Origin of the sequence: Vibrio sp. TRT 17S01, assembly GCF_050113695.1 — a bacterium.
Lineage (GTDB): Bacteria > Pseudomonadota > Gammaproteobacteria > Enterobacterales > Vibrionaceae > Vibrio.
This window is the reverse complement of sequence record NZ_JBNJOG010000001.1, coordinates 439,815-459,435: the sequence shown is the minus strand read 5'-3', so window position 1 is coordinate 459,435 and position 19,621 is coordinate 439,815. Positions and strand designations below refer to the sequence as shown.

Here is a 19,621-nt window from a genome sequence, read left to right as displayed (position 1 = left end):
TTGGTTTTCTATCTAATCAGAAGTGATTAGTCACGTAGCGATGCACCAAACTTCTCAGATACGTGAGCAACGATAGCGTCAACCGCACCAGCGATGTCTGCATCTTCTAGCGTACGCTCTACAGATTGTAGCGTTAGCGCGATAGCTAGGCTCTTCTTACCTTCTTCAACGCCTTTACCAACGTAAACGTCGAATAGTTTCGCATCTTTCAGGAACTCACCACCTTGCTCTAGACATGCTGCAACGATGTCGCCAGAAGCTACTGCTTCATCAACAACTACCGCGATGTCACGACGGTTTGATGGGAACTTAGAAAGCTGTACAGCTTCTGGAATCACTTTAGTGTTGATTGCAGACCATTCCACTTCGAATACGATAGTACGGCCGTTCAGACCAAACTTACGCTCTAGCTCTGGGTGAACCGTACCAATCACACCAACTTGCTTGCCATCAACGATGATAGCTGCAGATTGACCTGGGTGAAGCGCTGGGTTCGCTGCTTTGTCTTCAGCAGAAAGCGCTGCGAAAGAGTAAGCTGCTTCGTTAGCTGTTAGCTCAAGAACCGCTTCTAGATCGCCTTTCAGGTCAAAGAAATCAACTGTGTTGGTTTCGATGTCCCAGTGCTCTTCGCTGCGAGTACCTGCGATAACACCTGCAAGCATAGGCTCTTGGCGCATACCGTTTTCAGCAGACTCACAAGGGATGAAACGTAGGCCGTATTCGAATAGACGAACGCGTGGCTGTTGGCGTTTCTGGTTGTGGACCACAGTGTTTAGTAGACCTTGGATTAGGCCTAGGCGCATTGCTGACATATCCGCAGAGATTGGGAATGGCAGGATTAGCGGCTCAACACCTGGAACTACAAGCTTTTGCTGCTCTGGTTCAACGAAGCTGTAAGTGATTGCTTCTTGGTAACCACGGTCAACAAGTAGGTTACGAACGCGTTTTAGCGGAATGTTCGCTTCAACGTGGTCGTGCATCTTAAGTGCTGCCGCTGGGCTTTGGTTAGGGATGTTATCGTAACCGTAGATACGACCTACTTCTTCAATTAGGTCTTGCTCGATTGCGATATCAAAACGCCATGTTGGTGCTGTCGCTGTCCAACCTGCGTCAGTTGTTTCAACTGTTAGGCCAAGACGCTCTAGAATTTCAACAACATCGCTATCAGCAATGTGGTGGCCTAGTAGGCTGTCTAGCTTAGTGCGACGTAGTGATACTGTGTTTGCTTTTGGTAGGTCAGCTTCTGACTCTACTGCAACAACCGGTGCTACTTCACCGCCACAGATCTCAACGAGAAGTTCTGTTGCACGCTCCATTGCGCTAGTTTGCAGTGCGAAATCCACACCACGCTCAAAACGCATTGAAGAATCCGTGTGTAGACCGTAGCTACGAGCGCGGCCACGGATGTGGTCTGGTGCAAAGAACGCACACTCAAGTAGTACGTCTTTAGTCTCAGTCGTTACACCAGACTCTTCACCACCAAAGATACCTGCGATAGCAAGTGCTTTGTTGTGGTCTGCTACTACTAGAGTATCAGCATTTAACTCAGCTTCGTTGCCGTCTAGAAGAGTAAGCTTTTCGCCCTGCTCTGCCATACGAACCACGATGCCACCTTCAATCTTAGCAAGATCAAATGCGTGCATTGGCTGGCCTTGCTCTAGAAGAACAAAGTTAGTGATGTCTACTACTGGATCGATAGAGCGGATACCACAACGGCGCAGTTTCTCTTGCATCCATAGTGGTGTTTCAGCTTGAACGTTTACGTTCTTAACCACACGGCCAAGGTAACGTGGACATGCTGCAGTCGCTTTCACTTCGATAGAAACTGTGTCGTCGATAGCTGGTGCTACTGCGTTTACCGCAGGCTCAGTTACGTCAGCACGGTTTAGAACGCCAACTTCACGCGCCATACCACGGATGCTGAAACAGTCCGCGCGGTTAGCCGTTAGGTCTACGTCTACTGTTACGTCGTCAAGACCTAGGAATTCGCGGAAATCAGTACCGATTGCAGCGTCTTCTGCTAGTTCCATGATGCCATCAGATTCAACGTCGATACCTAGCTCAGAGAATGAACACAGCATTCCGTGTGATGGTTGACCACGCAGTTTTGCTTTTTTGATTTTGAAATCGCCTGGTAGAACGGCACCAACAGTCGCTACAGCAACTTTGATACCTAGACGACAGTTAGATGCGCCACAAACGATGTCTAGAAGTTCTTCAGCGCCAACATCTACTTTAGTTACGCGTAGTTTGTCAGCATCTGGGTGTTGACCACACTCAACCACTTTACCTACTTTAACGCCAGAGAAAGAACCAGCAACAGGTAATACGTCGTCTACTTCTAGACCCGCCATTGTGATTTGGTGTGTAAGTTCGTCAGTCGATACCGCAGGGTTTACCCACTCACGAAGCCAAGATTCGCTAAATTTCATAGTGATGTATCCCCTGGATTACTTGAACTGTTTTAGGAAACGAAGGTCGTTCTCGAAGAACGCACGAAGATCGTTTACGCCGTAACGAAGCATAGTTAGACGCTCAACGCCCATACCAAATGCGAAACCAGAGTACTTCTCAGGGTCGATGCCTACGCTGCGCAGTACGTTCGGGTGAACCATGCCACAACCTAGAACTTCAAGCCATTTGCCGTTCTTACCTTTCACGTCTACTTCTGCTGAAGGCTCAGTGAATGGGAAGTAAGAAGGACGGAAACGAACTTCAACTTCTTCTTCAAAGAAGTTACATAGGAAGTCGTGCAGGATGCCTTTTAGCTGTGCGAAGTTTACGTTCTCGTCTACTAGCATGCCTTCCACTTGGTGGAACATTGGCGTGTGCGTTTGGTCGTAGTCGTTACGGTAAACACGGCCCGGTGCGATGAAGCGGAATGGTGGTTTACCATTTTCCATCGTACGGATCTGAACGCCAGACGTGTGAGTACGTAGCATTAGATCTGGGTTAAAGAAGAACGTGTCGTGGTCAGTACGCGCTGGGTGATCTTCTGCGATGTTTAGTGCATCAAAGTTGTGGAATGCATCTTCAATCTCAGGACCAGACTCAGTGTTAAAGCCTAGCTCACCAAAGAACTGTTCAATACGCTCAACAGTACGAGTCACAGGGTGTAGACCACCGTTCTCGATACGACGACCTGGTAGAGTCACGTCGATTGTTTCTGCGGCTAGCTTCGCTTCTAGCTCTGCACGTTGAAGTGCATCTTTACGAGCTGCGATCGCTTGCTGAACAACGCCTTTCGCTTTGTTGATCTCTTGACCAGCTTCACGGCGCTCTTCTGGTGGTAGTTTACCTAGGCTTTGAAGTTGAGCCGTTAGCTCACCTTTCTTACCTAGATACTGAACACGCACTTCATCAAGTGCAACTAACGAATCTGCAGCTTCAATAGCGGCATTCGCGTTAGCAATGATCTCTTCTAGATGTTGCATCGTTTCCTCATCTACCTATGTTTTCGACATAAGTGGTAGTGTCCACAGGGTTCCCTTGTCAAAGGGATTTTGGGCATTTTCAAATAGCTGTACATAGTAACGAATGCGAGGGTCAAATCCAAATTGAAATCACGCTATTTACCGCCTTTGGATAAAAATTCGTCTCAACGCTTGATAAAAGTGAATTTATGACCATGTTAGATAAAAGAAAATGCGCTTAAAAAGGCCGAACTATGCTGATATCGATTCAACCCATCGCACCCAATCAAGATGAAGCGATCTGCGCCATCATCAAATCCGTAGGAAAAGAGTTTGGCGCAGTAGGTGATGGTTTTGGTCCATCCGATCCTGAAGTGCTTGGTATGAGTAAACACTATTCACCAAAGCAGAAAAGCCTCTATTTAGTAGCCACCCTGAATGGAAAAATTGTCGGCGGTTGTGGGTTAGCCCCATTTAACTCATCACATAAAACGTGTGAGTTAAAGAAACTCTTTTTACTCCCTGAAGGACGCGGGTTGGGATTGGGAAAACAGCTTTCACAGCAATGTTTAACCTTTGCGAAACAACAAGGCTTCACCCACTGCTATTTGGATACGCTTACCTCGATGAAAGCAGCGATTAAACTGTATGAATCCCTTGGATTTTCGCACTTAGATCAACCTATGGAAGGTACAGAGCACAATGGTTGCGATGTGTGGATGCTAAAAACACTTTAGCCGATACAAAAAGTGCTGAAGGCTCGCAGTCCTTCAGCACTCACCAAACTTACTTAACTAAAAATAATACTCCAATGACACCTCAATAAAGTCATCTTTTCTTGCAAAGTACAGTAAGTCATTCGGCGTTTCATTTTCAAACAGCCATCCATCAATTCGCCATTTTAGTTGATTGGTTAAACGGCTCGACGCTTCTAACTTTGCATTATAGACATCGCTGTTATCGAGATCTTTTGTTACACCGATCAGAACTTCCGTTCCGTCTTCATCATTTAATGCAAATCGTGTCCCTACAAAAATATCGTTTTGCCCAATGGTTTGTGCATTGTTCCCTCGACTGTCATAAAGATACTCTATGATAAAGCCAATATCCCAAACCGTGTCAAGCGCTCCGACTATGGTGTATTCAAACCCACCCACAATACCTGTATGGTTGTCTTGGCTGTCCCGATAAATGCTTTCTAGCTTCCACAACCAATCACCGACAATCCCCTGAATATCGATACCGACTTGACTAGCAAGCGCATAATATGGCTTTAATTCACCTCCTTGTATTCGAAAATACGGGTCGCGATTGGTGCCTTGAAAATAACTTAAACCAATATCCCAGTCCCCAAGCATTTTGCTGTAACGCATTGCAAAATCAACATGCTTTTCTTCTTTGGAAGATTCATACAATGGACGGTCTGAAACCACAACATCAGGTCTTAACCGCCCGTCTTGACCGGAAAAAGTACGCTCTCGGAAGTAAGGAAGTAACATTGCATCAACTGTCCCCCACTCTTTTACCGCAGTGAAGTGCACCATGGGTTGACCTAGCTTATCTTCACCATCAACCGCTTCGACTGCATCGGTTTGATTAACCACATCGACAAGATGAACCGACTCCGTGACACCCCAGAATACTTTGCCTATCCCAGCTCTAAATTCGTAGTCATCCCAGTAGGTAAGATAGAGAGCTTCTCGGATATCACCGTGGCTACGCTCTGCATCTTCACTATCCAATCGATAAAAAGGCGTAAAAGTAAAACTCGCATTGCCATCCTGAAGTTCCCAATACAGCTCTGGAGCGAACACAATGGCGCTCTGGGATTTTGATTGTCCCTGTAACCCATCTGAAAAGAACTGACGATGTTCCACATTTAATTGTCCTGCGATCTCGACAGCATTGCATTGTAGAGAAGCAAGTAAGCCAAGAGTTGTTATCGCACTGGCCATAAGGCGACCTGTCATATTAACTACCTGAACCATGATCTATCCTACTTCACTCGCTTTAACACATTTTTCTGAAAATCGTTCTCTTTCAATCCGGTTTGGAAAGCAAGCTCATTGGTGGTTAACAATGTACTTTTTCCGGTTTGATGATTACGCATTGCCATCTTATGAGCACGCCAATAACGATCGAGATAGAGTTTGTAATCGCTAAATTCCAACGTTTTCAATAAGTCTCCTTTGCGATCATAGAACTCCACTTTTATTGGACGGTAATACGCTTGGTCAAGCCATACAATTTGCTTGGTGTAACCAGAGTTTTTATCAGTTGGTATCTGCTCAAGAACAAAGCTTTGTGTTCCATTTAAGTTTTCATCCTTGATGTAGTTAAACTGGTATTTTTCCAGCTCAAATGAGCTCAAATCTTCATACGCAAACTCACTGCCCATAAATGGGCCAGACTTATTGCGTGATGAAATACGCTTTACCCGTTTGAGTGCTGGTAAATATAACCATTGATCATCTGCTTCAGTCGTATGCGAATGATTGAGAAACGCAGTTCCCTTCACATCTCTGGGTTCATCAAAGATCGTCAGCCCTTTGTCTCCATCATCTTGCACTTCCAGAGACTTTAATCTCATCAGACGCGAACTGCTTTCACCTTGAGCATTTTTGAGCAGCATTTGCATGGTAGCAACGGAGTCTCCCCAGCCTTCATCCCTCGCTTTTCTCTCTGTCGCAATTTCCAGCCCTTTGGCTGGATCAGCCTGCACTGGCATTGAGCTTGTGGTAGCCAGAAGTAACGTGGCTAAGATGGTTTGAATTTTTTTTGCTAATGACATAACGGTATTCCTTTATCCCTGTGAACGAATAGCTTGTGGCTGAGTAGGTACTGATTCTGGTGATTGCGCTTCCGGCGACTCATAAGTGGCTTTATCGAATCTCATCAACAACGTAGGTAGGAATATAAAATCCACCACCAAGGCCAAAAAGATCACAATCGCGCTGAGCTGCCCCATATCTGCATTCAACCGGAACGAAGACATGGCGAGAACAGAAAACCCAGCAACTAGCACAACAGTCGTGATCCATAGTGCTCGACCCACAGTGTGAAAAGCGTAGCGCACAGCTTCTTCTGCGGTTTGTCCCTGCTTTCTTGCTCTTTGATACTTCGATAAGAAATGGACAGCATCATCAACAACGATGCCTAGTGTTAGTGTTACCACCACGGAGAGACCAAGATTGATTTCTCCGGAGATCATCGCCCATAGGCCGAAGCCGATAACGGCAGGCGCAATATTGGGAACAAGGCTAATCACACCGAGTCGTGCAGAGCGCAATGAGAAAATCATCAGTGCCGAGATTAAAATTAGTGTGATTGGCAAAGTCGATAACATACTCGCCATATTTGTTTCCCCAATATGGGCAAACATTAAAGACGGGCTGGAGGCAACCACATCATATTGAGGTGCATTCTCTGCAAACCACGTATAAATACGGTTTTCCAGTTCAACAAGCTCCACACTGCCCAAATTGTCGATAGTGACGACCATTTTTAAAGAAGATTTGTCAACGTTAATTTGATTATTCAAATCTAGGCCGTAAGGCAATGACATCTCATACAGAAGCAGGTATTGCGCAGCAAGTTCACGATCAAGCGGTAGTTGATAATATGCGTCATCATCACCATGCATGTTTTTGTTTAGACGCTTATACACATCAGAAAGTGAAGCGACATGATCCGTTTCTGGTTGCGCGCGTAACCAATCCGTAAACTCGCCCATTTTTTGAAGAAATACGGGGTCGGCGATCCCTTGCGATTCTCGCGTCTTCACTGCAATGCTGATATTTGTCATACCACTGATATGCGTTTCCATAAAATCAGCGGCTTGGCGAAACTCACTGCTAGAATCAAAGTACTTAATGGACTCGTCATTGACTTTATTGAGTGGGATCAGTGCAGCAGAAACCGCAATCACAACGACACTTAAAGGCAGCAATGCTTTTCGATAGGCAATGACCCAATCACCAAGCTTGTCCATGAAGTCAGTTGCCCCCTTTTCAGAACTCGTATTGTTTGACACTGACACAGGTAAGATCTTGAGAAGAGCAGGCAGCAACGAGAGTGAAAGCAAACACGCAATCATCACACCTAACGCAGCCAGATTTCCGAAATCTCTTAAAACTGGAGAGTCCGACATATTCATCATCAAAAAGCCAATGGCGGTTGTGATGGACGTGATCAAGATAGGCATGAAGTTAATTGCAATGCTGTAATCTATCGCGTATTGCTTACTGTGACCCAGCTTCATCTGCTGACGCATAGTCGCGATCACGTGGACACAGTCTGCAACAGCCAGAGTCATCACTAAGGTTGGGATATTCACCGTGGCCGTACTAAGAAACATCCCCGCCCAGCCAGATAGGCCTAACGTCGCCATTACCGAACCAATAATGACAACCAGTGTGGCCAATACGCTTAGAAATGAGCGAAGCATCAGCGTCAAGAAAAACAAAATGACCAATAGCATGGTAGGTACTAGCGTACTGGTATCATCTTGAGCCGCCTGCATGAAGGCATCATTCATCGCAATAATGCCCGCTTTGTGAAAAGAGATCGTGGGATACGCTGCTTGGTATTTTTCTAGCATTTGATTGATGCTAGTAACGACTTGCTGCACCTCTGCAGTTTCGTCAACTTTTGGTAGTTGAACCGTAATATTAACGACCGTAACATCCCCTTTTTCCGACACCATTGAATGAAGCAAAACAGGTTCAGTGATAGCAATGTTGCGGATCTTCTGAATTCTCTCACTGGTCAGTGGATAGTCTTCATAAAGTAAGTCTTCAACCAGCAAATCATCATCCACAGCTTCGGTATGCTGATAATTCGCTAAAGAGTCCACTCGACTGGAATATGGCACTTGCCATGCATCTTTTGTTATCTGTTGCACTAAAGTAAGCACTTCTGCCGTATAAACATCTCCGCTATCAGGTGCGATAACAATTGCCATATTGTCTGATTTTGCGAAGGTAGTTTGAATCTCATCAAAAGCTTGAAGCTGCTTATTAGAGCCATCAAAGAAGATATTGTAGTCACCACGAAAATATAGGTTCTTTGCTCCTAACGTAGCGGCGACCACCAATAACAAAGTAATAAGAAGGACCCACCACGAAAAACGAGTGGGGGCTTTCAGCCAGGCAGTGGACTGTGAAATAGGTGATTGTTCGGTACTCATCACACTCTCCGTTTGTGACGTTTCGTCAATAATGTTGATTTAAAAGCCAGTGATGCAGTCACTGGCTTTAACTCGAATACATTAAGTCGCTCTAGACTTAAGATTCACAATATATTTTGACGATCCGTCACAAAGGTGACTTAAAAAGCCCATCCTAATGGGCTTTATGACAGAAACAGAATTAGCGACCGACAGAAGCTAAATATTCCAACTCTTCTACAAATAACTCAGTTTCTACACGTTGCCAGGTTTTTCTGTAATCCCACTCTGTAGAAAGCGGCTTCCAGCCAATACCATCAAGCAACATATTTGCATTGTGTAATACCGAAAAAGGATCTTGTAACCGACTGATACAGTGACTGTTTGATGCATTTTGCGCTAACGCATTAGAGCCGAATGCAATTGACCAGTTTGCAAAAACAATTGCATCAGAGCCAATACCCGGAGAAAACCTTAAATCTCCACTTTCTACGGCGTTATTAACTAACGTATCAGCTTGCGCTATCACTACCTCTTCTAGCTCATTTAACGCTGCAACCCTTTCAGGAGAAGCCTTCTCTAGCACCCATGGACTTTTTGCCATAATGGCACAAGTTGACAACACAGGTTCCATGCGCGCATACACACGGTAGGCAACATGCAAGGCGGTAATTTTCTCGCGGCTTGAACCTTCAAATGAAAGTGCACGCTCAAAAAAGATTGCCTCGCTTTTCAGCGAATGAATGCACAAAACTAGTATCACATCTTCTTTACTACAAAAATGGTTATAAATCGTACCTTTAGAGTAACGACTAGCCGCAGTCAACTTGTCCATAGTCAGGTTGGTAAACCCTTGCTCTTGAACAATTGATTTAGCAAGTAGTGTTAACTCTACTTCTCGATCAGCAATCGCTTGTTGTTTTTTGGTTTTACCAAACGGACAACCTGCGTTTTCTTTTTTTCCATTTTTATTACAGCTAAAGCCAAACATGATTTTCCAGTCCGTCTCAGTTACTAAACTCCTTGGCGGTACATTGTAACACGAATGCAAAAGGTGTGAACCACACCTTTATGACGCATCGTCATTTTTGACACTTCGTCATAATAGTATAATCATTGATCAAATCAAGTCGTTTTTTAGTTTATATTTGTAGCAAGTATATTTTGAATCAATATTAGGAAGGCATCATGCGGCTCATCCCATCTATTGTACTATTTTTCATCCCCTTTCTACTGACAGCTCCAAGCTATGCGTGGACTGTAGAGAAGATAGCTTCGCTCAATGGCGTCCCGTGGGGGCTTTCTTCTGTCGACAGCCAATATCTACTCATCACTGAAAGAAAGGGAAAAATCTCCCTTTTGGATCTTAAATCCAAACTCGTGAAACCACTGTTCTCACCACCAGACGTAGTTGCAATGGGACAAGGAGGCTTGCTAGACGTCGCAAAATCCCCTTTTGAAGACAATGCATTCTATTTTACATTCAGTACAGCTTCCAAAAATGCGATTGAAACGGCGCTCGCTAAGGCTTACCTAAAAGACCAGCAGCTAGTCAATTGGCAAGTACTGTTTACCTCATACTCTGGATCCAATGGTGGTAGACACTTTGGTAGCCGTATAACGTTCGATGAGCAATCTCTTTACTTATCAATTGGTGATCGAGGTGAACGGGACAATGGACAAGATCTCTCCACCCATGCAGGTAGTATTATAAGGCTCACACCAGATGGACAGCCAGCAGTTGATAACCCCTTCATTTCTGACAAACAAATCCAAGATGAGATCTGGAGTTATGGACATAGAAACCCGCAAGGACTTTTCTACGACGCACTTAGCAAACACTTGTGGTCAATTGAACATGGACCAAGAGGTGGCGACGAGATTAACTTAATCAAGCGCAAAGCAAACTACGGCTGGCCCATTACCTCACACGGAAAAGAATATTGGGGACCTTTAGCCGTTGGCGAAGGCCTTGAGAAAGAAGGAATCGAGTCACCTCGCAAAGTTTATATTCCATCCATCGCCCCAGGAAGCATCGTCCTTTATCGAGGGGATCGACACCCGAGCCTGAATGGCAAACTACTTGCTGGTGCTTTGAAGCTTACTCACATCAATGTTCTGACGTTGGAAGGTGAACAGATCATCGCGGAACAACGTGTTTTAGAACACTTGGGAGAACGGATAAGAGATATTGAACTTAGCCCGACGGGAGAAATTTATTTTAGTACTGATAGCGGTAATATTTATCACCTCATAAATACTAAATCGTAGAAAAGAAAAAGCCCTTGCATTTCTGCAAGGGCTTTAATCTGGAGCGACACACGAGGTTCGAACTCGTGACCTCAACCTTGGCAAGGTTGCGCTCTACCAACTGAGCTAGTGTCGCATAAATAGATGGTGCCCCGGGCCGGACTTGAACCGGCACAGCGCGAACGCCGAGGGATTTTAAATCCCTTGTGTCTACCAATTCCACCACCAGGGCACGCAAAACTTTTTGCGATGGTTAGACACCATCTTTAGATATCGCTTAAAAGCCATATCTCCAAATTTTTTGGAGCGACACACGAGGTTCGAACTCGTGACCTCAACCTTGGCAAGGTTGCGCTCTACCAACTGAGCTAGTGTCGCAAATGGAGGCGCGTCCCGGAGTCGAACCGAGGTCCACGGATTTGCAATCCGCTGCATAGCCACTCTGCCAACGCGCCATACTCTCAAGAAGAATCTTTTTCTTCGTTTCCTCTTGGGTACGCAGTGCATTCTACGGATTCGAACTAATGAGTCAACACTATTTTTCAATTTTCGAATCGTTTGTCTACTTTACGTGCAAAACTCACTAATTTGGTGATTTTTCTACCAGTAAATACGGGGATTTCAAGAAGATAGCATTGTATTTTCTACATCAGATACAAAAAAACGGGCCGAGGCCCGTTTTTTAATGATGTTCTTCGTTGAGAAGATCGTCTTTGGCTGCAATTAAATATTGCGCCATTGACCAATATGTCAGGAATGTCGCGATATAGAGTGCAGCATAACCTAGCCATATCATCCAATCATCATAACGCCAGATAAGCACCCACAGAGCAAACATTTGAGATAAGGTCTTCACTTTACCAACCCACGAAACTGCCACACTGGCACGTTTACCTATCTCGGCCATCCACTCACGCAATGCAGAAATGATTATTTCTCTGGCAATCATGGTCACTGCTGGAATAGTAATCCAGATATTATGGTAGTACTCAGTAATAAGGATTAGCGCTGTCGCAACGAGAACTTTATCCGCGACGGGGTCAATGAATGCACCGAAACGAGAAGTTTGCCCCAACTTTCGTGCAAGCATGCCATCTAGCCAATCGGTAAAACCCGCAACCCAAAAAACCATTGCTGCTGCGAACGGCGCCCACGAGTATGGTAAGTAAAACACTACGACAAATACTGGGATCAAGAAAAGTCGCAACAAAGACAAAATGTTGGGGATATTTAAACGCATATTTTTAAAGGCTCTTATCGTTTGCGTAACTGCATTACTCAACTAGCTTTAGCAGGGCCTTATGGTGCGGGATTTTTTCTATTGTTTCAATGCTTGATAGATGTTTTCTGCCAAAGAATGACTTATCCCGGGAACTTTGGCGATTTCTTCAACACTTGCACGCTTAAGCTCTTGCAGGCCTCCCATGTATTTCAGCAGAGCTTGACGCCTTTTAGGACCAACACCTTCGATCCCTTCTAAAGGACTAGTTTTACGTGTTTTCCCACGTTTTGCTCTGTGACCTGCGATCGCATGATTGTGACTTTCATCGCGGATGTGCTGCATTAAATGCAGCGCAGGCGCATCACTAGGTAGATTGAATTCGTCCCCTTCCGTCGTGATCAAGGTTTCCAAACCGGGTTTACGTGTTACCCCTTTGGCAATACCGATCAAAACTGGGCGTTTCGGCCAGTCTATCCAATGCTGGCTCACAATCTCATGTGCACGGTTAAGCTGCCCTTTACCACCATCAATAAAAATGATGTCGGGTATTTTTTCAACATCCAATTGTTTTGAGTAGCGTCGCTCTAACACCTGCCCCATAGCAGCGTAATCGTCACCACCTTGAATACCGGTAATATTGTAGCGACGATATTCTTGCTTCACGGGCCCTTCCTGATTGAAAACAACGCATGAAGCAATGGTACTCTCCCCCATCGTATGTGAAATATCAAAACACTCCATACGCTGGATAGACTCTAATCCCATCAACTCTTGCAGTTCTTTAAAGCGCTGGGAGATCGTCATTTTGTGATTAATCTTGGTGGTAATCGCTGTTAATGCATTGGTATTCGACAACTTAAGGTATCGGCCTCTTGTTCCTGTAGGCTCAATATGAAAGTGGATTTTACGACCAGCAATGCCCGCTAGAGCTTCTTGCAAAGGCAACGCATCATCAACCAAACCATCATTAAGAATAATCCGCGTGGGGATCGTTCTCGCTTCATTATGACTGAGATAGTATTGGCTTAAAAAGCTATGAAACACTTCTTGTCGAGAGGTGTTATTCGGGATTTTTGGAAAATGACTTCGACTACCCAGAACCTTACCTTGGCGAATCATTAGAATATGAATGCATGCAATGCCATTTTCTTGAGCGAAACCCAGTACATCCATATCATCCATACTGTCTTCAGATACAAACTGCTGTTCTTGCACGCGCCTGATTGCTTGGATCTGATCACGAAATTTCGCCGCCTCTTCAAAACGAAGTTCTTGACTGGCTTTTTCCATGTTCTCAACTAATGTACTCAGAACCTGCTTGTCTTTTCCTTGTAAGAACAACCGAACGTAATTAACGATCTCATTGTACTCTTCATCAGAAATAATACTGCTCACACAAGGCGCAGCACAGCGACCAATTTGATACATGAGACAAGGGCGCGTACGGTTGCTATAAACCGTATCTTCACATTGGCGAATAGGAAAGATTTTTTGAATAAGATGGAGAGTCTCACGAACCGCTCCCGAATCTGGATAAGGGCCAAAATACTCACCTTTACGTTTTTTAGCGCCACGATACATGGATAAACGAGGGTGTTGATGGCCACTTACGAAGATATATGGGTACGATTTGTCATCACGAAGTAACACATTATATTTCGGCAAATACTGCTTAATATAATTGTGTTCAAGGATAAGTGCTTCTGTTTCAGTATGAGTTACTGTAACATCGATCTTGGCAATATTGCTGACGAGCGCCCGCGTCTTTTCACTATCGACATTTTTTCGAAAGTAACTTGATAAACGCTTTTTAAGATCTTTCGCCTTACCTACGTATATGACAACAGCCTCGGTGTTATACATACGATAAACACCGGGCTGATTAGTAACTGTTTTTAAGAAGGCTACCGAGTCAAAAGTTTCGATCACTAGAGGGTCTCGGTATCTAACATTCCATGACGAATAGCAAGGTGGGTTAGCTCAACATCACCGCTAATGTCCAACTTATTGAACAATCTATAGCGATAACTATTGACCGTTTTAGGGCTAAGGTTTAACTGCTCTGAAATATCAGTAACCTTCTGTCCTTTGGTAATCATCATCATGATTTGTAGTTCGCGCTCAGACAAGTCGGCAAAAGGGTTCTCAGAGGCGGGTGAGAATTGACTTAATGCCATTTGTTGCGCAATTTCAGGTGAAATATAACGCTGCCCGCTATGAACAACGCGAATTGCATTCACCATTTCATCAGGCCCAGCACCTTTAGTAAGGTAGCCCGCGGCACCTGCTTGCATCACTTTAGTTGGAAACGGATTTTCCGTATGAACAGTTAAAACAATGATTTTTACATCAGGATTGAATCGCAGGATCTTTTTGGTCGCTTCCAAGCCACCAATTCCTGGCATATTCATATCCATTAAAATGACGTCAACATGATTGTTACGACACCATTTTACTGCATCTTCACCGCTTTCAGCTTCCCCTGCTACGTTCATTCCACGGACGTCTTCAATAATACGTCGTATCCCTGTGCGAACCAGCTCGTGATCATCTACAAGGAAAACACTTATCAAACTTGTATCTCCACACTTTTTATTTGGCTCTGCACCCACTCAAAGTAGTGGATATCAGCATCGATGCCTAGTTTAACTCAAAATCGATTTTTTGCTTACACTGAATATGTGCCTAAACGCAAAGTTTAGCAAGTACTTATTCTTATATCTGTAAGCTAAAACGTAATTAACCCATTAATCAACAAGTTACGAGGCGATATGTAGCCTAGCCTCTCTTTGTGGCCCCTGTCAATTTAATTCCTCACCAAACGAACAAAGTGCATACATGTACATTAAGTCATGGATAATTAAGCTATTTTCACATTCACAGTAAAGATTAATAGCGTAATCTTTCTAAAGTAAAAAAATGCAGCAATTATGCGTAGAGTACGCAAATTTATTTCATCATCTAAAGACGGGTTACCCCATCTCTCAACTGCATGAGAGACCATTCCATGATACCATTTGGGCTTTGTCGCTCCTGATTAAGGCGCTTTGTCTACTCGGTGTATCATACATTGTCCATACAAGAAGGCTTTCTCTTAACACGTCAATCGCGTGATATTTCTGGTCACACTCAAATTGAATTGTGGGTTTCTACCGCAAATGGGCCTGTCCAGCTTATAGTTAGTGGCGAAAAGCCAGTATTTTTCATTGATAGTGCCGAGCAACAAGCCGTCTCCTTAATTGCTCAGCAAGGTGGTATCGAGTTATCAGTAAAAGAACTGCCTTTAAAAGATTTTTCACAAACACCTTTATCCGCTTGCTACTGTCAAACAAGTAAAGACAGCAATGCTCTCTCAGATCTCCTCCGCCAAGCCGATATTCAAACGCTAGAACACGATATCCGCTTGGCAGATCGTTATTTAATGGAACGATTTATCAAAGGAAGCATTGAGTTTACTGGTGTAGCCCAGCAACAATTTAGTTTTACACGCTACTCTCATGTTAAGTGCCGTGAAGGCAAATTTACCCCATCATTAAAAGTCGTTTCTCTCGATCTCGAGTGTTCTGAAAAGGGTGTGCTGTATTCCATCGGATTTGATAGCCCAATGGATAGCAGAGTGATCATGATTGGCCAACCAGAACCAAGTGACACTAACATCGAGTGGGTTGAAAACGAAGAGGCATTGCTAAAAGTGATGGTACGGTGGTTTAATCAATTTGACCCCGATGTCATTATTGGTTGGAACGTGATTGATTTTGATTTCCGCTTACTGCATAAACGAGCAGAATGGAACAAAGTTAAACTAAACATTGGTCGCGGCAATCAGGCAAGCTACTTTCGAACATCCAAAACAACACAACAATCGTTTATTTCCATCCCCGGCCGTGTCGTCATGGATGGCATTGATACGCTTAAAACGGCGACTTACCATTTTCGTAGTTGGTCCTTAGAAGCCGTTTCTCAAGAGTTACTTGGTGAAGGTAAACAAATCCATAATGTCCACGACCGTATGGATGAGATCAACACCATGTTCAGGAAGGATAAGCCTTCCCTCGCCAAATACAATCTACAAGACTGTGTTTTGGTAAATAAAATTTTTGCCCATACTCACCTACTTGAGTTTGCGATAGAGCGTTCTAAACTCACCGGTGTTGAACTTGATCGAATTGGTGGCTCTGTCGCAGCCTTCACTAACCTTTATTTACCGCAAATTCACCGAGCTGGGTACGTTGCGCCTAATTTGCACCCAGAAAATTGGATCGCTAGCCCGGGTGGCTACGTTATGGATTCAATTCCAAACCTTTATGACTCAGTGCTCGTTCTTGATTTTAAAAGCCTTTATCCTTCCATCATTCGCTCATTTTTGATTGATCCTATGGGGTTAATCGAGGGGTTAAAATTAGACATTGGTAAGCAAAGTGATCAAGCGGTGCCCGGGTTTCGAGGTGGACAATTTCATCGCTCAAAGCACTTTTTGCCAGAGATGATTGAAAAATTGTGGGCAGCTCGCGATATCGCTAAGAAGAACAATGAAAAGGCCTTTTCCCAAGCTATTAAAATCATCATGAACTCTTTTTATGGTGTGCTTGGCTCTTCCGGTTGCCGATTTTTTGATACTCGATTGGCGTCCAGCATCACCATGCGTGGCCATGAAATCATGAAACAAACCAAAGTGTTAATTGAAGAAAAAGGCTATCAGGTAATCTACGGAGACACTGACTCTACATTCGTCTCATTAAACGGTAAGTTTTCACAACAGCAAGCCGATGAAATTGGTCTCGGATTGGTGGATTACATCAACCAATGGTGGACCAAACACCTCAAAGATGAATACAACTTGAATTCCATACTCGAGCTGGAATACGAGACTCACTACAAAAAATTCTTAATGCCGACCATTCGAGGTTCAGAAACAGGTTCCAAAAAACGCTACGCAGGTTTGATGGGAGATGGGGAGCAAGAACGGATCGTATTTAAAGGACTAGAAAGCGCCAGGACAGACTGGACACCACTCGCCCAACAGTTTCAGCAAACGCTATATCACATGGTTTTCCATAACGAAAATCCGTCTGAGTTCGTACGTCAATTCGTTGAAGCAACACTCAGTGGTCAGAATGATGACTCTTTGACTTATCAAAAGCGATTACGTCGAAAACTGCATGAGTATCAAAAAAACATTCCACCGCAGGTTCGTGCGGCACGAATGGCCGATGACATAAACCAGCAACTAGGCCGACCTTTGCAATACCAAAATCGGGGACGCATTGAATACGTGATCACCATAAACGGCCCAGAGCCTAAAGAATATCAAAAAAGCCCAATTGACTATCAGCACTACATTGAAAAACAACTCAAACCAGTAGCAGAAGCCATTTTGCCGTTTATCGGGCTAGATTTTAAGGCACTCAGTGAGCCCCAATTGGGTTTGTTTTAAAACAAAACATAGTGGGTAAATTTCTCTAACGGTAGTGACTTAGAGTAATGCCAACCTTGCACAGCAATACTATCATTAGCAGGAATATACTGAAGCTGCTCCTGTGACTCTACCCCTTCAACGACAACGTTCAACTCAAGTTTGTCGGCGATAGCCAATATACTGGTAAAGACGCTAAGCCCCTTTTCATGCTCTAACGCGAGAACAAATGAACGGTCAATTTTTATTGCATCTATTTCAAATTTATTGAGATAACTAAGCGACGAAAAACCCGTACCGAAATCATCTATATGAATTTCAACCCCAAGTTGATGAAGTTGATTAAAAACGAGCGCTAGCTGTTTTTCATCTAACAATAGCGACTCTTCCGTGATCTCCAATTGGATAAACTCACCATACTGGCCAAGTGCATCGCAAAGCTGCTCCATGTAATCATTGTCATTTAGAGTTGCGGCCGTGATATTGACACTGACAGGTAAATAAATCCCTTGCATTTGCATATAAGAAATATCTCTGACTACCTGCTTAATTACCCACAAATCCACGTCTTTCATCAGGCCTGCTTTTTCAAGCCAAGGCATAAATTGCCCAGGGTACAACAACGATCCTTTTTCATTTTTTGCCCGAATCAATGCTTCACAACCAACTGTTTTTCCAGAAACTCGGTTCACTTTAGGCTGATATTCGATACAAAAATCCGTGTGGCTCAACTGCTGTAATTGTTGTTCGACTTGATGCGTTTCTCGTTCCTTTTGCATCGCTCGAAAAATAGGATCGTCCATCAAGGTTTTGGCTTCTTCTTCTCTACGTGAATAGGTCGTGTCGAGCGCTCTCAAATGAATGGCATGCTTTGCATCGGCTAAATTCATGCGCCTTACACTCGGTAAATAAATCAGCACACCCAAAAAGAGATTAATGAGTTGCAATACCACAGCCCCCCAATCTCCAGAAGTCGACATCCAAGCATTGATCAATATTGGACTATTAAAAGGGACAGAAACACTCGGTGAAGCAACCAGTTCCAAAGAAACGGCCATCATTGCGACAACAACATTCACAATGGGCGCCAACAAGAAAGGGATAAACAAACGCGGGTTAAAGATGATAGGTAAGCCAAAGAGCAAGATTTCATTGATGTTAATCAGCCCGATAGGAATACTTGCAAGCGCAATCATCTTCAGGCTTTTTTGTTTTGCAAATAACAGCAATGCAATCACAAGCGATAGTGTCGACCCTGCCCCCCCGATAAAAACAAACGCCCCCATAAAAGAGAGGTTCATGTGATATTGACCAGCCCCTCCGGCCAAAACCGTAGAGTAATTCAGATTACTGGCCTCTTGCAGTAAATCCACCATTGGCAGCAAAGCGTAATACCCATGAATACCAAAAAACCACAGCGTTGAATTGAATGCTGCAAACATGACACCAAACCATGTGGGTTCATTGGCATAATCAAGAACAATCAGTTCAAGGACTGGTATCTGAGTTACGCTCATCAATAGCGAGTAGTTAACCACCAATACCAAACCAGCCGTCAAAATTGCCGGAAGTACAAGATTCAGTGACTCTTTCACAATCTGACCAGCGCTTTCGCTACGAGTCAGTTGCAAAACATTAAAGCGCAGCAAATAGGCAAGAAAAGGAATGGCGTACAATGGCGTAAGAATCGCCATGATGATATTGAAGGTGAGCACCGTTTGTTCTGTCGGTAATATTTCTCCAATAATGATTAAATACAACACAGAAAGCAGCGCTATGGGTGGCCGAGGAAGACGCCATTGCATGGCTAAAACATAGGAAATAGTCGACGTCATTAAGTAGGGAAAAAACCGAGCAATGACGCTATGAATGTCATAAAACGTGGTCACCGTTTCTGTTCGATAACCATAGAGAAACTCACCAACACAGGCGAAAAATAACGCAAAAGAAGAGATCATAAGACAAGGGACTAACCATATCATCCCTTCTCTTAATGCCTTCAAAGAAGAAACAATATAGCGGCTGTAAATGAGTTTTATCCCTAAGTCAGATCGCGCTACTACCCTATGTAATCCCGCCATACTTTCCCCCCACTACTCATATAAAGTTAGCACAGGGAGAAAAGAATTCTCTAGTAAAAACGACTAAAGAAAATC

The 19,621-nt window shown here is 43.9% G+C and carries 13 protein-coding genes and 4 tRNA genes; 3 read left to right on the top strand and 14 right to left on the bottom strand.

Annotated features, from left to right (window positions below):
* Positions 1-26 precede the first annotated feature (26 nt).
* Positions 27-2,432, bottom strand: coding sequence for a phenylalanine--tRNA ligase subunit beta (pheT, locus tag ACQEXS_RS02040; RefSeq protein WP_427012622.1), 2,406 nt, complete (start codon positions 2,430-2,432; stop codon positions 27-29).
* A gap of 18 nt (positions 2,433-2,450) precedes the next feature.
* Positions 2,451-3,434, bottom strand: coding sequence for a phenylalanine--tRNA ligase subunit alpha (gene pheS, locus ACQEXS_RS02035; protein ID WP_004413586.1), 984 nt, complete (start codon positions 3,432-3,434; stop codon positions 2,451-2,453).
* A gap of 233 nt (positions 3,435-3,667) precedes the next feature.
* On the opposite strand from pheS, the gene ACQEXS_RS02030 reads away from it, so the two are divergent.
* Positions 3,668-4,150 carry a GNAT family N-acetyltransferase gene (locus ACQEXS_RS02030; RefSeq protein ID WP_367988847.1) on the top strand — a complete coding sequence of 161 codons (483 nt, stop codon included), beginning with the start codon at positions 3,668-3,670 and terminating at the stop codon, positions 4,148-4,150.
* Between the two features lie 57 nt (positions 4,151-4,207).
* Here ACQEXS_RS02030 and ACQEXS_RS02025 read toward each other — a convergent pair whose 3' ends face one another.
* The 4 genes from ACQEXS_RS02025 to ACQEXS_RS02010 all read right to left on the bottom strand — a co-directional run bounded on the left by ACQEXS_RS02025 (position 4,208) and on the right by ACQEXS_RS02010 (position 9,571).
* Positions 4,208-5,383, bottom strand: a complete 1,176-nt coding sequence (locus ACQEXS_RS02025) for a hypothetical protein (protein ID WP_427012823.1) — start codon at positions 5,381-5,383, stop codon at positions 4,208-4,210.
* A gap of 26 nt (positions 5,384-5,409) precedes the next feature.
* Positions 5,410-6,141 carry an outer membrane lipoprotein-sorting protein gene (locus ACQEXS_RS02020; protein ID WP_427012822.1) on the bottom strand — a complete coding sequence of 244 codons (732 nt, stop codon included), beginning with the start codon at positions 6,139-6,141 and terminating at the stop codon, positions 5,410-5,412.
* A 75-nt stretch (positions 6,142-6,216) separates the two neighbouring features.
* Positions 6,217-8,601: an efflux RND transporter permease subunit gene (locus ACQEXS_RS02015; RefSeq protein ID WP_427012621.1), complete on the bottom strand. Its 2,385-nt coding sequence runs from the start codon at positions 8,599-8,601 to the stop codon at positions 6,217-6,219.
* Between the two features lie 181 nt (positions 8,602-8,782).
* Positions 8,783-9,571, bottom strand: a complete 789-nt coding sequence (locus tag ACQEXS_RS02010) for a TetR/AcrR family transcriptional regulator (RefSeq protein WP_427012620.1) — start codon at positions 9,569-9,571, stop codon at positions 8,783-8,785.
* A 197-nt stretch (positions 9,572-9,768) separates the two neighbouring features.
* Here ACQEXS_RS02010 and ACQEXS_RS02005 point away from each other — a divergent pair, with 197 nt between their 5' ends.
* Positions 9,769-10,851: a PQQ-dependent sugar dehydrogenase gene (locus tag ACQEXS_RS02005; protein ID WP_427012619.1), complete on the top strand. Its 1,083-nt coding sequence runs from the start codon at positions 9,769-9,771 to the stop codon at positions 10,849-10,851.
* Between the two features lie 39 nt (positions 10,852-10,890).
* Here ACQEXS_RS02005 and ACQEXS_RS02000 read toward each other — a convergent pair.
* The 7 genes from ACQEXS_RS02000 to uvrY all read right to left on the bottom strand — a co-directional run bounded on the left by ACQEXS_RS02000 (position 10,891) and on the right by uvrY (position 14,625).
* Positions 10,891-10,966 (bottom strand) — tRNA-Gly (locus ACQEXS_RS02000).
* Between the two features lie 9 nt (positions 10,967-10,975).
* Positions 10,976-11,062: transfer RNA gene (locus ACQEXS_RS01995), tRNA-Leu, on the bottom strand.
* A 70-nt stretch (positions 11,063-11,132) separates the two neighbouring features.
* A tRNA-Gly gene (locus ACQEXS_RS01990) sits at positions 11,133-11,208 on the bottom strand.
* Positions 11,209-11,211: 3 nt separating this feature from the next.
* Positions 11,212-11,285, bottom strand: a tRNA-Cys gene (locus ACQEXS_RS01985).
* A 227-nt stretch (positions 11,286-11,512) separates the two neighbouring features.
* Positions 11,513-12,070 (bottom strand): CDP-diacylglycerol--glycerol-3-phosphate 3-phosphatidyltransferase, encoded by a 558-nt coding sequence (gene pgsA, locus ACQEXS_RS01980; RefSeq protein ID WP_367988842.1) that lies wholly within the window; start codon positions 12,068-12,070, stop codon positions 11,513-11,515.
* A gap of 78 nt (positions 12,071-12,148) precedes the next feature.
* Positions 12,149-13,981: an excinuclease ABC subunit UvrC gene (uvrC, locus tag ACQEXS_RS01975; RefSeq protein ID WP_427012618.1), complete on the bottom strand. Its 1,833-nt coding sequence runs from the start codon at positions 13,979-13,981 to the stop codon at positions 12,149-12,151.
* Positions 13,981-14,625, bottom strand: coding sequence for a UvrY/SirA/GacA family response regulator transcription factor (gene uvrY / locus ACQEXS_RS01970; RefSeq protein WP_367988840.1), 645 nt, complete (start codon positions 14,623-14,625; stop codon positions 13,981-13,983). The genes uvrC and uvrY overlap by 1 nt, the downstream gene beginning before the upstream one ends.
* A 497-nt stretch (positions 14,626-15,122) precedes the next feature.
* On the opposite strand from uvrY, the gene ACQEXS_RS01965 reads away from it, so the two are divergent.
* Complete coding sequence (locus ACQEXS_RS01965) at positions 15,123-17,486, top strand: DNA polymerase II (protein WP_427012617.1); 2,364 nt, start codon at positions 15,123-15,125, stop codon at positions 17,484-17,486.
* Here ACQEXS_RS01965 and ACQEXS_RS01960 read toward each other — a convergent pair.
* A complete protein-coding gene (locus ACQEXS_RS01960; protein ID WP_427012616.1) occupies positions 17,483-19,546 on the bottom strand; it encodes a PTS sugar transporter subunit IIC/EAL domain-containing protein in 2,064 nt (687 codons plus the stop codon). The two genes, ACQEXS_RS01965 and ACQEXS_RS01960, sit on opposite strands and share 4 nt — an antisense overlap.
* Between the last annotated feature and the right edge of the window lie 75 nt (positions 19,547-19,621).

Bases quoted from the DNA above. Each gene is read 5' to 3' on its own strand.
- pheT (WP_427012622.1), bottom strand. From the start codon at position 2,432: ATGAAATTTAGCGAATCTTGGCTTCGTGAGTGGGTAAACCCTGCGGTA.
- pheS (WP_004413586.1), bottom strand. From the start codon at position 3,434: ATGCAACATCTAGAAGAGATCATTGCTAACGCGAATGCCGCTATTGAA.
- ACQEXS_RS02030 (WP_367988847.1), top strand. From the start codon at position 3,668: ATGCTGATATCGATTCAACCCATCGCACCCAATCAAGATGAAGCGATC.
- ACQEXS_RS02025 (WP_427012823.1), bottom strand. From the start codon at position 5,383: ATGACAGGTCGCCTTATGGCCAGTGCGATAACAACTCTTGGCTTACTT.
- ACQEXS_RS02020 (WP_427012822.1), bottom strand. From the start codon at position 6,141: ATGCCAGTGCAGGCTGATCCAGCCAAAGGGCTGGAAATTGCGACAGAG.
- ACQEXS_RS02015 (WP_427012621.1), bottom strand. From the start codon at position 8,601: ATGAGTACCGAACAATCACCTATTTCACAGTCCACTGCCTGGCTGAAA.
- ACQEXS_RS02010 (WP_427012620.1), bottom strand. From the start codon at position 9,571: ATGTTTGGCTTTAGCTGTAATAAAAATGGAAAAAAAGAAAACGCAGGT.
- ACQEXS_RS02005 (WP_427012619.1), top strand. From the start codon at position 9,769: ATGCGGCTCATCCCATCTATTGTACTATTTTTCATCCCCTTTCTACTG.
- pgsA (WP_367988842.1), bottom strand. From the start codon at position 12,070: ATGCGTTTAAATATCCCCAACATTTTGTCTTTGTTGCGACTTTTCTTG.
- ACQEXS_RS01960 (WP_427012616.1), bottom strand. From the start codon at position 19,546: ATGGCGGGATTACATAGGGTAGTAGCGCGATCTGACTTAGGGATAAAA.